This window comes from Chryseobacterium sp. R2ACT005 (assembly GCF_049949215.1).
Classification (GTDB): domain Bacteria; phylum Bacteroidota; class Bacteroidia; order Flavobacteriales; family Weeksellaceae; genus Chryseobacterium.
This window is the reverse complement of record NZ_CP188192.1, coordinates 3898692-3912875: the sequence shown is the minus strand read 5'-3', so window position 1 is coordinate 3912875 and position 14184 is coordinate 3898692. Positions and strand designations below refer to the sequence as shown.

General features: G+C 36.2%; 18 protein-coding genes. 8 read left to right on the top strand and 10 right to left on the bottom strand.

Going from position 1 to position 14184, the window contains the following annotated elements; all coding sequences use genetic code 11:
• Positions 1-2 precede the first annotated feature (2 nt).
• The 4 genes from ACPF63_RS17965 to ACPF63_RS17950 all read right to left on the bottom strand — a co-directional run bounded on the left by ACPF63_RS17965 (position 3) and on the right by ACPF63_RS17950 (position 2556).
• A complete protein-coding gene (locus ACPF63_RS17965; RefSeq protein ID WP_077413827.1) occupies positions 3-524 on the bottom strand; it encodes an NAD(P)H-dependent oxidoreductase in 522 nt (173 codons plus the stop codon).
• A 198-nt stretch (positions 525-722) separates the two neighbouring features.
• A complete protein-coding gene (locus ACPF63_RS17960) occupies positions 723-1538 on the bottom strand; it encodes a TPM domain-containing protein (protein ID WP_426480816.1) in 816 nt (271 codons plus the stop codon).
• Entirely contained in the window at positions 1519-1947 is a 429-nt protein-coding gene (locus ACPF63_RS17955) for a TPM domain-containing protein (protein ID WP_175627188.1), read from the bottom strand. The genes ACPF63_RS17960 and ACPF63_RS17955 overlap by 20 nt, the downstream gene beginning before the upstream one ends.
• Positions 1948-1950: 3 nt before the next feature.
• Entirely contained in the window at positions 1951-2556 is a 606-nt protein-coding gene (locus tag ACPF63_RS17950; RefSeq protein WP_077413830.1) for a LemA family protein, read from the bottom strand.
• Positions 2557-2629: 73 nt separating this feature from the next.
• Here ACPF63_RS17950 and ACPF63_RS17945 point away from each other — a divergent pair, with 73 nt between their 5' ends.
• Both ACPF63_RS17945 and ACPF63_RS17940 read left to right on the top strand, forming a co-directional pair.
• Positions 2630-3127 carry a dihydrofolate reductase gene (locus ACPF63_RS17945; protein ID WP_180565135.1) on the top strand — a complete coding sequence of 166 codons (498 nt, stop codon included), beginning with the start codon at positions 2630-2632 and terminating at the stop codon, positions 3125-3127.
• Positions 3128-3273: 146 nt separating this feature from the next.
• Complete coding sequence (locus ACPF63_RS17940; protein WP_047382084.1) at positions 3274-3843, top strand: hypothetical protein; 570 nt, start codon at positions 3274-3276, stop codon at positions 3841-3843.
• A gap of 63 nt (positions 3844-3906) precedes the next feature.
• Here ACPF63_RS17940 and ACPF63_RS17935 read toward each other — a convergent pair whose 3' ends face one another.
• The 3 genes from ACPF63_RS17935 to ACPF63_RS17925 form a co-directional block, all read right to left on the bottom strand.
• Positions 3907-4539: a trimeric intracellular cation channel family protein gene (locus tag ACPF63_RS17935; RefSeq protein ID WP_426480815.1), complete on the bottom strand. Its 633-nt coding sequence runs from the start codon at positions 4537-4539 to the stop codon at positions 3907-3909.
• A 105-nt stretch (positions 4540-4644) separates the two neighbouring features.
• The gene (gene coaD / locus ACPF63_RS17930) at positions 4645-5109 is read right to left on the bottom strand and encodes a pantetheine-phosphate adenylyltransferase (protein ID WP_076356137.1); all 465 of its coding nucleotides are present in this window, start codon (positions 5107-5109) and stop codon (positions 4645-4647) included.
• A gap of 81 nt (positions 5110-5190) precedes the next feature.
• Positions 5191-6174 (bottom strand): D-alanine--D-alanine ligase, encoded by a 984-nt coding sequence (locus tag ACPF63_RS17925; protein ID WP_426480814.1) that lies wholly within the window; start codon positions 6172-6174, stop codon positions 5191-5193.
• 156 nt (positions 6175-6330) lie between these two features.
• Here ACPF63_RS17925 and ACPF63_RS17920 point away from each other — a divergent pair, with 156 nt between their 5' ends.
• The 5 genes from ACPF63_RS17920 (at position 6331) to murI (ending at position 11712) form a co-directional block, all read left to right on the top strand.
• Positions 6331-7422 (top strand): PASTA domain-containing protein, encoded by a 1092-nt coding sequence (locus ACPF63_RS17920; protein WP_426480813.1) that lies wholly within the window; start codon positions 6331-6333, stop codon positions 7420-7422.
• Between the two features lie 73 nt (positions 7423-7495).
• Complete coding sequence (locus ACPF63_RS17915; protein ID WP_426480812.1) at positions 7496-8569, top strand: RluA family pseudouridine synthase; 1074 nt, start codon at positions 7496-7498, stop codon at positions 8567-8569.
• A gap of 51 nt (positions 8570-8620) precedes the next feature.
• Positions 8621-9571: a PorP/SprF family type IX secretion system membrane protein gene (locus ACPF63_RS17910; RefSeq protein ID WP_047377725.1), complete on the top strand. Its 951-nt coding sequence runs from the start codon at positions 8621-8623 to the stop codon at positions 9569-9571.
• A 51-nt stretch (positions 9572-9622) separates the two neighbouring features.
• Positions 9623-10750, top strand: a complete 1128-nt coding sequence (gene hemW, locus ACPF63_RS17905) for a radical SAM family heme chaperone HemW (RefSeq protein ID WP_426480811.1) — start codon at positions 9623-9625, stop codon at positions 10748-10750.
• A gap of 131 nt (positions 10751-10881) precedes the next feature.
• Positions 10882-11712, top strand: a complete 831-nt coding sequence (gene murI, locus ACPF63_RS17900; protein ID WP_047382099.1) for a glutamate racemase — start codon at positions 10882-10884, stop codon at positions 11710-11712.
• Positions 11713-11768: 56 nt separating this feature from the next.
• Here murI and ACPF63_RS17895 read toward each other — a convergent pair whose 3' ends face one another.
• Entirely contained in the window at positions 11769-12368 is a 600-nt protein-coding gene (locus ACPF63_RS17895) for a nitroreductase family protein (RefSeq protein ID WP_426480810.1), read from the bottom strand.
• 84 nt (positions 12369-12452) lie between these two features.
• Between ACPF63_RS17895 and ACPF63_RS17890 the strand changes: the two genes are divergently transcribed.
• Positions 12453-12800 carry a winged helix-turn-helix transcriptional regulator gene (locus ACPF63_RS17890; RefSeq protein WP_077413836.1) on the top strand — a complete coding sequence of 116 codons (348 nt, stop codon included), beginning with the start codon at positions 12453-12455 and terminating at the stop codon, positions 12798-12800.
• Here the strand turns inward: ACPF63_RS17890 and rsmD are convergent.
• Both rsmD and ACPF63_RS17880 read right to left on the bottom strand, forming a co-directional pair.
• Positions 12797-13369 carry a 16S rRNA (guanine(966)-N(2))-methyltransferase RsmD gene (rsmD, locus tag ACPF63_RS17885; RefSeq protein WP_077413837.1) on the bottom strand — a complete coding sequence of 191 codons (573 nt, stop codon included), beginning with the start codon at positions 13367-13369 and terminating at the stop codon, positions 12797-12799. The two genes, ACPF63_RS17890 and rsmD, sit on opposite strands and share 4 nt — an antisense overlap.
• An 81-nt stretch (positions 13370-13450) precedes the next feature.
• On the bottom strand, positions 13451-14167 hold the full coding sequence (locus ACPF63_RS17880) for a DUF3822 family protein (protein ID WP_047382109.1): 717 nt from the start codon (positions 14165-14167) through the stop codon (positions 13451-13453).
• Positions 14168-14184 lie beyond the last annotated feature (17 nt).

The following is a 14184-nucleotide window of genomic DNA, read 5'->3' as shown; positions in this document are numbered from 1 at the left end:
AATTATTGATTGAGGAGTTCTGTAAATTCTTTTTTATGCAGGATAATTTCTTTTTTAGACAGCTTATTGGCTTCGTATACGATCTTGATATGTTTGATATCTGCTTTGAAAACTTTTAAGGAAACAATGAGTCCGCTGATCAACTCATCGATTGTATATTGATAAGTGCCGGTTTTGCTGAAAGATCTTTCTTTTCCCCCGGTGGTTATCAGAATATAGACTTCTTTTCCTTCCAGAGGATTGTGTTCGCCTTCTTTAAGCCAGTCTCTGTCGAAAACTTCATCAATCCATAATCTGAGAAGAGGAGGCATTCCAAACCATATTAAAGGAAACTGGAAGACAAAGCGTTCATAATTTTTAAGGCGTTTTCTTTCTCTGAAGGCTGCAATATGAAAATCAGGATATTCTTCATAAAGATCTCTTAGGGTATAATGCTGGTGGCGAACGTAGAAATTGATGAGCTCTACATTCGAATTGGAGTGCTCCAGATAAGGGTGTGCAAATACTACCAGCGTCTTCTTCATAATCCTGTTTTCAGTAAATATAGCGAAAAAATATTAAATAAAAGATAGTTTTTATGTGGTTTTGTTAATTTTTTAATATGAAAAAAACAATTTAACATTAAGAAAAGGTAAAGAATTGATGATATTTTCGGTTTTTAAATAAAAAATCAGGTCGTGATGACCTGATCTGTTTATATATTTTGAAAATGATTGACTGATTTACCATCCGCCGGATGCACCACCGCCTCCGAAACTTCCGCCACCGCCGAAGCCTCCAAATCCGCCGCCACCGCCGCCGGAACTTCCACCACCAAATCCGCCACCTCCAAAACTGCCAGGGAATGGGAAGAAACCACCTGGATAATTTCTGCGTCCTTTTCTTGTAATGATCACATCATCGTCATCGTCATTATTTCCACCACGTCCGCCTCCTCTGTTACCGAAAAGTATAGCAATAATGATGAAAATAATAAAAGCGATAATAAGAACTTTAAAAGCGCTTCCATTACCGGAAGGAGCCGTTGTTGCTACAGGTTTGAATTTGCCCTGAACAGCCTCCATAATGGCTGAGGTTCCTCCATTGATCCCTTCATACCAAAGGCCCTTTTTGAAGTTGGGCGTAACAATATAATCTAAGATCTGTCCTGCTACTGATGCGGTAAGGTATTGTTCTACGGCACGTCCCTGTTGGATAGACATTGTTCTGTCTTCTGTTGCAATAAGGAAAACGACGCCGTTATCTACTCCTTTTTTTCCGATTTTCCATTTCTGCCCAAACATGGTTGCCAGAAAGTTGACATCTTCTCCTTTGGTAGAGCGTATGATCACTACTTCAATTTCCGTTGAGGTAGTATCTGCAAACTTGATCAGCTTATTATTCAGGGCATCTTTTTCCTGTTGAGAAAGCAGATTGGCTTCATCAAAAACAGGATAAAGAACGGCCGGTTTTTCAGGAATAGTGTATTGTGCTGATACAAAAGTGTAAAAGCAAAGCAATAAAAATGAAAATACTATTTTAAGAGAACGTAATTTCATTTGAGAGTTGGTTTGGATTTTCTCCTTCAACAGGAAAATATTTTTTGAGTTCAAGTCCTGTTTCCAAGATGGCACTTTTCAGAGCCTGGTAATAATGTCCTTTGGCAAATTCAGCAGTAATATAGTCGTGAAGATGGTCCCAGTAAGACTGTTTTACCTTTTCATGGATTCCGATATCTCCAATGATGGTCAGATATTTTTGTTCGAAATTGACATGGAAAAGAACAGCATTCCTTTCAGCGGTTTTGTCCATATCGAGTTTTTTGAAAACCTCAAATGCTGTTTTAGCATCCCGATTATCTGTATTGGAATCAATATGTACCCTGATCTCTCCTGTAGAATGATCTTCCGCAGACTGAATCGCTTCCACTAGGGAAGCGATCTGTTGATTTGTTAGGAAATTACCCATTATTTATTTGAATACTTCAGGGGCTTTCTGAGCTCCTGCTTCAGCTTTGAAATAAGGTTTTTCTTTAAAGTTGGTGAAATTCGCCAAAATATTATTTGGGAAAGTCTTGATAGAAGTGTTGTAATCCTGTGCAGCTTCATTGTAATAAACAGTTTCTGTTCTGATGCTGTTTTCAATAGCGGTATATTCTCTTTGGAAGTTGATATACTGCTGGTCTGCTTTTAAGTTAGGATAGGACTCTACTACAGCCATCAATCGGCTCAATGCTCCGGATAGCTCACCTTGTGCTGCCTGAAATTTAGCAATATCAGCCTCAGTCATGTTTGTAGGATCAATGTTGATAGAAGTAGCTTTAGAACGTGCTTCTACAACCTGCGTTAAAGTTTCCTGTTCAAATTTTGAATACGATTTTACCGTTCTTTCCAGGTTAGGAATAAGGTTCGCTCTTTTCTGATACACAGTTTCTACGTTTGACCATTTTGTGTTGACCGTCTGTTCTTTGGTTACGAAATTATTATATCCGCTTTTTCCCCAAAAGAATAGAACAGCAACAATGATAAGGAGGGCGATACCAATTGTTCCAGCGCCCAGACATCCTTTATTTTTCATAGTTTATTTTTTTAAATTTTTTGTGCTAACCAAATATACAAATTATGTGCTAATTTTGTAAAAAAATATTTGAATGACAACAATAGTGGTGGCAATGGGAGAGAAAAATGAAATTGGTTTTGATAATCAGTTGCTTTGGCATCTTCCTAAAGATTTAAAACATTTTAAAGATATTACTTCAGGGCATCCGATTATAATGGGAAGAAAAACATATGAAAGTATTGGGAAACCTCTTCCGAACCGTACCAATATTGTTGTGTCAAGAAAGAAAGACTGGTTTGAGGAAGGAATCCTTATTGTAGGAAGTATAAAGGAAGCATTGAAGTTTGCTAAAAAGATTGATGAAGAAGTTTTCGTTATTGGTGGTGGAAATATCTATGAACAGACTATGGAGGTTGTAGACAGGCTTGAAGTTACTTTGGTGAAGGCAGATCTTGAAGCTGATACATTCTTTCCGAAGATAGATCCGAAGATTTGGAAAAAAACAAACGAAATCTGTCATGAGAAAGATGAAAAGAATAGCTATGATTTCTGTTTCCAGACGTTTGAAAAAATAAAAAAAGAAGCATAAATGAATCGTGAATTTTTGCTTCGCACAGTGAATCGTGAATTTTCACATTTACAAAAATTAACAAGCGCAGCGAATTGACCATTCACAATTGACTTTTTGAACTTTAAGCCTTAAATTTATTATCTTTGCACTTCTAAAATTTAATAATGAATAAATACATAAAAATTGCAATAGCAGCAGTTCTTATCCTGGCAGGACTTTATCTGATGATTTTCACAAGAAATCTTGGATGGGGTATTGTTGTTTTTCTTTTAGCGGCATCCCCGATCTTATTATTCTTTAAAAATGAATATATCCTGTTGGCATTCTGGCAACTGAGAAAACAGAATATGGAAAAAGCCGGCGAGTGGCTGTCAAAAATAACTGATTATAAAGGACAGCTTCATAAAACTCAATATGGATATTTTCACTATTTATTAGGATTAACACAAGCTCAGGATCACCCTGCAAAAGTAGAGCCTTTCATGAAGAAAGCTTTGGAATATGGTTTGAATATGAAACATGACAGGGCAATGGCTACTTTAAATCTTGCAGCAGCCGCTATTTCTAAAGGAAGAAAGCAGGAAGGGCAGAAGCTATTGGAAGAAGCTAAAAGATTAGATAGTGCTGGAATGATGACTGATCAGATCAAAATGATGAAAGATCAGCTGAAAATGCCAACCATGCAGAAGCATATGCACAACCCTAATATGAGAAATAGAGGGAAATTCTTCTAGCTAGAAAATATAAAAATAAAAAGCACCTGTTTCAGGTGCTTTTTTTATGGATAAAAATATGTTTTACATTTCCGAATTCTGATCATAACCATAAAATTTAGGCATTTGCCAATGATATTTTACAGCAAAAGTTCGGATCACAACAATCAGGATAATGGTGAAAACCTGTATAAAAGTATAGGAGAGTGGAGTATACTTGGTCATCAGCAGAAATGCTGCTCCTCCCACGATACATGCGGTAGCATAAATCTCCTTTCTGAAAATCAATGGTATCCTGTTGAGCAATATATCCCGGATAATCCCTCCGAAACAACCTGTTATGGTTCCTAATGCAATACAGATCATAGGATGTATACCTGCATTTAAACCTTTCTGAACTCCGATAATGGTAAATAACCCAAGACCAAAGCTGTCGAAAATAAATAAAGTTACTTTAAAGTTTTTCTCAAGAGATTTGAATATCATGGAGAAAATACTGGTCACCAGGATAAGGGTACACATCAGGATATCATGCATCCAGAATACAGGAATATCAAGCAAAAGATCTCTTACAGTTCCGCCTCCCACAGAAGTTACAAATGCAATAATAAGCACTCCGAACGGATCAAGCCGTTTCTGCATGGCTGCAAAACTTCCAGACATGGAAAAAGCAATGGTCCCCAGGACTTCTATAGCAAAATTGAACTGTTCGTGCATATCTATTATAAATGGTAAATGATAATTGATGAATGATTTTTTGCTTAAGCAAATTCTTGGCCATTGTATCAATTATCATTTATCGCTTATCAAATATTGTTGTGTTTATTTCTCCACTCTTACCGAATCCGGAACCATCAGCTCATATTCGCCGCCGTGGGTGATAATTTCCCTTACGATGCTGCTGCTGATGAAAGATTTTCCTGAGGAGGTCAGTAAGAATACAGTTTCCAGTTTTTTGTGGGCTAATGTTCTGTTGGTATGAGCAATTGCTTTTTCAAACTCAAAATCGGCAGGATTTCTTAACCCTCTTATAATGTATTGAGCATTTTTTTCAAAACAGTAGTCTACCGTTAACCCTTCAAACGAATCTACTTCCACATTGGGAAATTCTGCTACGGAGTTCTGGATAAATTCCATTCTTTTTTCAAGAGGGAACATGTATTTCTTCTGAGAATTCTGCCCTATGGCAATGATTAATTTATCAAATAATGGGGCCGCTCTTTCTATAATATCGTAATGTCCTAGTGTAATCGGGTCAAATGACCCTGGGAAAACAGCAATTTTCATGTTGTACGAGTTATGATTTTGATTAGTGAATTATCTGCTATAGACTTTAAATTAGCTTCTAGCATTTAATTTCTAACTTTTTTATTTATTTAAAGCTTTTTCAACTTCATTTCCGCAAAGATCCATAATGGAAATTCCATAGTGTCTTGCCTGTTGTGGGAGAATACTTGCAGGAGAGAATCCCGGATTGGTATTCATTTCAAGCATATAAGGAATTCCATTCATTAAAATATATTCGCTTCTTGAGAAACCACTCATTCCTAATGAATTGTATGCTCTTTTAGCGATTTCTTCCACTCTTTTTGTGGTTTCATCATCAATTCTTGCTGGTGTAATTTCTTCAGAAGCACCTTCATATTTTGCTTCATAATCGAAAAACTCGTTGGTAGGAACAATTTCTGTAATTCCCAGAACAATGGTTTCTCCTTTAAAATCAATAACTCCTACAGAAACTTCCATTCCATCCAGGAAACTTTCAATCAGGATTTCATTATCTTCTTTGAATGCGATTTCAGTAGCGGCAATCAGTTCAGATTTTTCTTTTACTTTAGTGATTCCCAGAGAAGATCCGGACTGGTTAGGTTTTACAAATAGCGGTAGATTCAATTCTGATACAATCTTATCTACATTGATTTCTTCACCTTTTCTTAAATAGATGCTTTTCGCGGAAGAAACTCCATACTTTGATAATACGGCAAGAGTATCTTTCTTATTGAATGTAAGAGCACTCTGGTAAAAATCACATCCGGTATATTTTTGATCTATTGCATCCCAGTATGCCTGAAGAATTCCGTTTTCTCCCGGAGTCCCGTGGATGATATTGAAGCAGGCATCAAATTTTAAGGTTTCCCCATTATCTAAAGTTACAGAAAAATCACCTCTGTTGATCTCGTATTTTTTATCATTTTCTCCTAAAAAATACCATTCATCTTTAAGGACTACTACCTTATATACATCATAGAGATTTCTGTCTAAAGAATCATAAATCAATTGTCCGCTTTTTAAAGAAACGACATATTCATCAGAATAGCCTCCCATTACTACGGCAACACTTTTTTTGTTCATAATCATATAGTATCAATTAAGGCAAATTTAAACATTTTATGCAATGCAATATGGGAAATCCGCAAATTTTAAGATCAAAAATGAATTGTGTTAAATAAAAAGTCCATTCTAAAATTATTAGCTATATTTGCGGTTATAATTAAAGTATTTTTAAGTATGCTTAAATCACTTTTCAATTGGAAAGTTTTACTGAATTTAGTAATAGCCATCGGTGTTTTTGCAGGGTTGGTATGGCTCACATTTCGCTGGTTGGAACACCATACAAATCATGGTCAGGAAATACCTGTTCCTAATATTGTAAATAAATCTATACATGACGCTGTTAAAATTTTAGATGATACAGGATTGGAATATGAAGTAGACAGTGCCAACTATAATCCTAAATTCAGACCATTCCAGGTTCTTCAGGTTTATCCTGCACCGGGTTCCCGTGTAAAGGACGGAAGAACAGTACACCTTACAGTAAACCCGAGAACATGGGCTCCGATTGCCGTTCCGGATGTTATCAATAAATATTCAGGGCTTGCATTCCAGAGACTGGATCAGGTGGGTCTTAAGATTGGAGATACCATTTATGAACCGAGTATTCAGAAGGATGCCCTTTTAAGAATTTTATATAAAGGAAATGCGGTAAATCCGGGTGCTCGTTTACCTAGATTCTCCATTATTGATGTAGTAGTAGGTTCAGGACCTATGAGAAATATTTCCATTCCAAATGTAGTAGGACTTACGGTAAAAGAAGCGAGAGCTGTCATTACCAAAAGTATGTTTGAAGTTGGACTGGTAGAGCATGAAGATGGAAGCAAAGACGAATCGGATATTATTTATTATCAGGATCCTGCTTCAGGAGATGTTCGTGATCAGGGAATGCAGATTGACCTTTGGGCCAGTAAGAAAACTCCGGCAGAGCTAAGAGCGAAAATAGAGCAGCTGAATTCTATTTACCGTATGAAGGTAGATACTTCACTTCCTCCGGTACGATATGAAGAAGTACATAATGAACCAAGTTATGATGCTCCTGTAGTGCCTGCTCCGGTACCTAGAAGAGAAACTCCAAAGCCTGAAGTGCCAAAAAATGAGACCCCTAAGACACAGACAACGACTTCTAAACCTGCCACTTCAGCAACTGAGAAGCCTAAAATTTCTACTGCTGCTCCTGCTACAGGACATACAGCTAAACCGGCTGCTTCAACAACGACACAACAGCCTGCTCAAAAGCCGAAAGCTAAGAAGGTAGTCGTAGAATAAAATCAGATTAATATCAAAAATACAGGCTTCAACTGCAAAATGTTGAGGCCTTTTGTGTAAAAAAAATAAAACAATGTCAGAAGATAACGACGATTTTTTAGATGAAGAATTATTAGATTCCAACAGTATTGAAAACATCGATATTGACGAGGAAAATAAAGGATTGTATGAACATCTTAATATCACTGTTGACAGTAAACAGGAACCATTAAGAATTGATAAGTTCCTTTTGATCCACAGGCAGAATTCTTCAAGGAATAAAATTTCACAGACCTGCAGAGCCGGAAACGTTGTGGTGAACGGAGCTCCTGTAAAACAGAATTACCGTGTGAAACCGGGAGATCAGATTTCGGTGCTGCTTACCCATCCTCCGAGAGAGAATGTCATTGTTCCGCAGGATATCCCTGTAAATATCATTTATGAAGATGATGACCTTGTGGTAGTGGATAAGGAAGCAGGAATGGTTGTACACCCGGGATTCGGAAACTGGGACGGAACATTGGTGAATGCGCTGGCTTTCCATTTTGAAAAGAATGGAGCAAAGTCTGATCTTGACAGAGTAGGGCTTGTTCACAGGATTGATAAAGATACCTCCGGACTGCTGGTGATCGCCAAGAATGAGTATGCATTGAGCTTTCTGGCAAAACAATTCTTCAACAGAACTACCAAAAGACTGTACTGGGCTTTTGTATGGGGGAACCCTCAGGATGAAGAAGGTACAATCAGAGGCCATATCGGAAGACATCCTAAAAACAGAATGCAGATGTCTGTCTATGAAGATGGCAGCCATGGAAAACACGCAGTAACCCATTATAAAGTCCTTGAAAGATTCAAATACATGACATGGGTAGAATGTAAGCTTGAAACGGGAAGAACCCATCAGATCAGGGCGCATTTCAAACATATCGGGCATACTTTGTTTAATGACGAAAGATATGAAGGACATACGCCTCTAAGAGGGATAAATCTCCCAAAATATAAGCAATTCATTAAAAATGTTTTTGAAATTTTGCCAAGACATGCCCTTCATGCCCATACCCTCGGATTTATACACCCAACGACTAAAAAGGAATTATATTTTGAGAGCCCAATGCCCAAAGATATGGCGGATGCCGTAAAAAAATGGAGAAATTATTTAGAAAACTAAAAATATATTGAGAATTTTTTTATATTTGTTGAATTGAAATCAAGATTTGTTATGAGAAAACTATATGCTATCGTATGTTTAGCTCTTTTGTCAAATGCATACAAAGCACAAGAATCACTACCATACTATCAGCAATATCTTTTGGATGGTGAGTTCCTGTTCAACCCAGCTCAATACGGAAAAACAGATTACGTACAGCTCAACGCCAATTATCAACAACAATTTTCAAAGTTCAACAATTCTCCGAATGTTCAGTCAATCGGGATTAATGCGAATATCTTTGATAGAGTAGGTGCTGGAATTTCTGTGTTCAGAGATAGCAACGGACCTATTTCTGCAGGAGGGATTACAGCTGGTGCTTCATATTTTATTCCTCTAAGTAGTGAAGGAGACAGAAAAGACCAGTTCTCTTTCGGTACAAGTGTTAACTTCTATAACATGAACTTTGATTATTCTAAAATTAATACTGAAGAAGGAGGCGACCCGTTATTGAGAGGTGAAGAAAGTAATATCTTCATGGTGTATGCAAACTTCGGTTTGGCTGCTACCTATAGAGGGCTGTTCGGGGGTGTTTCCGTAAATGATATTGCATTAAGTAATGATGCTTCTATCGTAAACAACTACGAGCCTTCTCCAATTAAATTCTTCTTAAACTTAGGATATAACTGGAACATTGCTGATAATATTACAATAGCACCATCAGCATTAATCAACCTTAATACAAACTCAACGAGAATGATAGACTGGAACCTTATGGCTACATTCTCTAATGATATCAACGCATTCTCTTTCGGGGTAAGCTACAGAACGGTTCAGAACAGATTTGACAATCAGAACCTGAGTATCTCTCCAATTGTAAAAGTGAGATTCAACAAATTCATGATCGGAGCAACTTATAACCTTGGAATATCTGATATCCAAAGCTATGGTGGAAACAGCTTCATGATTGGTCTGGGTTATAACTTTGACAACTTTATTAATGCTAGAGGATTTAGATACTAATTAATTTAATTTAAATAAATTTGAGCTCTGAAAAATTTCAGAGCTTTTTTTATGATATATATTCACATTCCGTTCTGTAAACAAAAATGCAGTTATTGTAACTTTCATTTTTCAACATCCCTGAATTTCAAGGATGAAATGCTTCGTGCAATGAAAACCGAAATGCTGCTCAGAAAAGATGAATTACAGAACAGAACGCTGAAATCCCTTTATTTTGGCGGAGGAACACCCTCTATTCTATCCGTAGATGAAATCAATTCCTTAATTGATGAAGCGTTACGGTATTTCAGTTTTGAAAAAGATATTGAAATTACTCTGGAAGCCAATCCGGATGATCTGGATAAAAGTTTTTTAAAACAATTAGCCGGAACACCAGTGAACAGACTGTCTATTGGTACTCAAAGTTTTTTTGAAGAAGATTTAAAATTAATGAACAGGGCCCATACTGCTTCCGAGGCAGAAGGTTCTATCAAACGGGCACAGGATTTTGGCTTTGAAAACCTGAGTATTGATTTGATCTACGGTTCACCAACCTCCAATCTTGAGATCTGGAAAGAAAACCTGAATAAAACAATTGCATTGGAAGTTCCTCATATTTCGTCTTATGCTTTGACAGTAGAGCCCAAAACAGCTTTGGAAAACTGGATTTTAAAAGGAAAGGTGAAAAGTCCAAAAGAAGAAGAACAGAACAGAGAATTCTATTATCTGTCTGACTTTTTAAAAGATAATGGCTTTGAACATTATGAAGTTTCCAATTTTGCCAAGCCAGGATTCTACTCCCGTCACAATTCTTCCTATTGGAAATATCAGGAATATCTGGGAATAGGACCTTCGGCACATTCTTATAACGGATTTGATGTCAGAAGCTGGAATGTGGCTAATAACCAGCAATACATTAGAAAGCTTAATGATAATAAACTGTTGGCCAAAGAAGAAGAAATTCTTTCTAAGGAAGATCAGTTCAATGAAATGATCATGATTGGCCTGCGTACGATCTGGGGTGTAGATCTTAGGAGTTTAAAAAATAAATTTTCAGATAGATTACTGGAACATTTTCAGACAGAAATCAAAACGAAAATAGAAGAAGGTATTTTAATTATTGAGAATGACCATTTAAAAATCCCTGAGAAACATTGGTTTATGGCAGACGGAATTGCCTCAGATTTGTTTATCGTATAGAATGAAAGATGCTTCGACTTTGCTCAGCATGACAGATCTAAAATATAATCTAACATCAAAATTTTTTAATTAAGTAGTATATTATACTATGCAACATAAATTCATTAATTTTGTATAAAATTTCAGTTCATTTGAAAACTAAAAAACAAGATTATTCACATCTTTCACCAAGCCAGCCTATCGGAATTTTCGACAGTGGGGTGGGAGGCCTTACCGTTGCCAAAGAAATCAAAAGACTTCTGCCTAATGAAGATCTTATTTACTTTGGAGATACAAAGCATCTTCCTTACGGAGAAAAATCCAAGGAAGCAATCATTGAATATTCTACAAAGATCACCAATTTTTTGCTGCAGCAGAACTGTAAAGCGATTGTAATTGCCTGTAATACGGCAACAGCTAATGCTTTAAATGAAGTGATGCAGTCTGTTGCAGGAAAAGTTCCTGTTATAGACGTTATCAATCCCGTAGCAGAAAAAGTATCTTATGAAATCCACAATAATGTAGGAGTTATTGCGACCAAAGCTACTGTGAATTCCGGACTTTACAAAAAGAGTATCCGAAAGCATAATAAATGGATCAAAGTGGATGAATTGGCAACGCCATTGCTGGTTCCTGCTATTGAAGAAGGATTTAAAAACCATCCGATCACTCATGCAATTATTTATAATTATTTAAGTAATAGTAAATTAAAGAATATTGAAACACTTATTTTGGGCTGTACCCATTATCCTCTTTTAATTGATGAAATCAAACAGTATTACGGAAACAGAGTCCGTGTTATTGACTCTCCGAATATTGTAGCGAACCATCTGAAGATTATTTTGGATAAGTACAACCTTTTAAATGATAATAACCCCAAACCGAATTATCACTTCTACCTTTCCGATCTTACCAAGAATTTTGAAAAGATCTCAAAGAAGTTCTTTGGGAAAACAATAGATTTAGAATTGAAAGTATTATAAATTAAAGCCTGCCTCATATTGAAGCAGGCTTTTTTAGTATATATTGGTAAAGAAAATTAAGCCTCTACAATTACCTTTTCAGCTTTCAGTCTGGTTTTTGGATTAAACTTAGGCTGATTGGTGTCTGTTTCATCTCTTTCCCCGATAGCGACTGCGAGCAATGTTTCGTATTTTTCATTATTCAGGATAGCATCATATCCTTCGGGTTCAATTCCTTCCATTGGAGTTGAGTCGATTTCCATATCGGCACAGGCAGAAAGCAAGACACCTAGTGATAAGTAAACCTGGTGTTTAAGCCAGGATTTAATTCCATCTTCTCCTTTAGACTTTACAAAGTTATTGTAATAAGCAACAGATCCTTCCGGAAGGACACCTTCGATCTGCTTTTCAAAATCTTCCGGATTTTTAAGAGCCTGGAAAACGATTATATGGCTGCTGTCCAGAATTTTTTCCTTATTAAAATAGGATTTGTCTGCCAGTTGTTTCTTGATTTCAGGATTTTTTATAAAGATAAAATTCCATGGCTGGCTGTTAATAGATGAAGGACTGAGATGTAAAATCTCTTGTAAAGTAGCGATCTGTTCTTCACTGATTTTTCCCTGTGGGTTATACTTTTTTACAGTATACCTGTTTTTCATTTTGTCTAAAAAGTTCATAATTTTATACTATCATTTTTATAGTTACAAAATTAATTTAAGTTTATTAACTTTGCAATAACGGTAAAAAAGGATAGTATAAAAATGTATACAATAGATGATAAAGCATACCCATGCTGCACCAGTGTAACCATGAGGTTTATAGGCGGAAAATGGAAGGCTGTGATTTTATTTCACCTGATAGATGGTGCTAAAAGATATAATGAACTAAGAAAAATAATTCCTACCATTACGGAAAGGACATTGAGTCTTCAGCTTAAGCAGCTGGAGGAAGATGATATTATTGACAGAAAAGTGTTTACAGAAAAACCTCCGTTAATGGTTGAATATACCTTAACGGATTTTGGAAGGACTCTTCTTCCCGTATTGGAAGCAATTACAGACTGGGGAAAAACAGCTCCGGAAAGGTCAAAAAAAATAATCAGGAATTAAAGTTCCTGATTATCTTCTTTATTCGGTTCAAAAAAACTGAAACTCACGTTTCCGTATTTTCGGGTATCTATTAGGTTGGGATGTTCTAGCTTCATACGGCTTTGGTGCTCCACGATGAGAACTCCGTTTTCTTTCAGGTATTTATTGTTTAAGACCAGAGAAATCAATTCATAATACTTCTTTTCTTCCATTTCAAAAGGAGCATCAGAGAAAACAATCTCAAAAGATTTTTTATTTCTGAATTTTTTAAGCCAGTCAAATACATCACCTCTCTGTACATTGATCTGAAGTGCCATGTCAAGCTCAGAAGCGGTAGTGTTGATAAATGCCGTATGCTTTGGATTCATTTCTACAGAGGTAACACTTTGGCATCCTCTGGAAGCAAATTCAAAGGTAATAGAGCCAATTCCTGCAAAAAGATCAAGCACGGAGATCGACTGCATATCGTATTTGTTTTCCAGAATGCTGAATAAAGCCTCTTTCGCAAAATCGGTGGTAGGCCTTACATCAAAGTTTTTAGGGGCGGCAATTTTTTTGGCTTTCCATTTGCCTGATATTATTCTGAACATATTGTTGTTAGGGTTTAGGTAATAGATTATAGGTGGCAGGTGGTTGTTTGGGCTCTAACCCTATTCCCTGCGGCCTGCAACCTAGTTAAGTATAAAATTCTTGTTTGGAATATTGTCAAAAACAATTTTCAGATTTTTAACAAATTTCTGAAGTTCGGAAATGAATGTTTCATTTTCCGTAGTTTCTCCATAAGCATAAAAGCTGGTTTCATTGATTCCAAAACCTATCTTACTCAATGTAAACATAATGAAGTAAAGGAAATCTACTTCTGAGTTGACATCAAGATTATTATAAAGGATTATTTTTTTATTGTCAATCGCAAAAAACTCACATTGGTTATGATAAAGATTGATGTGAATTTCCTTGTTGGTTTTATTATTAATTGAACTTAGAAACTTTTCTCCGGAGAAATTAAAATGAACCGGTATCGCAAGCTCTTTTATTTTTTTATAATAATTTTTCGGGAAAGTATAATAAAACTGGATATTGAATTTTTTGTTGATAGAAAGCATCAGCTCTTCCTTCTCTCTATCGGCAGGAGCGTTGAAGGCAATCAGATCAAATCCAGCCTCGTGCTCAGAAAAACCTTCAGGCATCAGAGTAAAATGATTAAATGCTGAAATCACCTGGATCTCATCATAGCGCTGCTTAATAAGAACTTCGTCCAGCTTTTGCTCAATAAGATTGGCTGGGGTCTCTTCAGTAACGAAATAAGATTTTTCCTCCAGAATGTTTTTGTTTTTAACAATCTGGCAGATCAATCCGTCTTTGGTAAAAAGTAAATTAAGTACGTTCATATTTCAATTGATGCAAA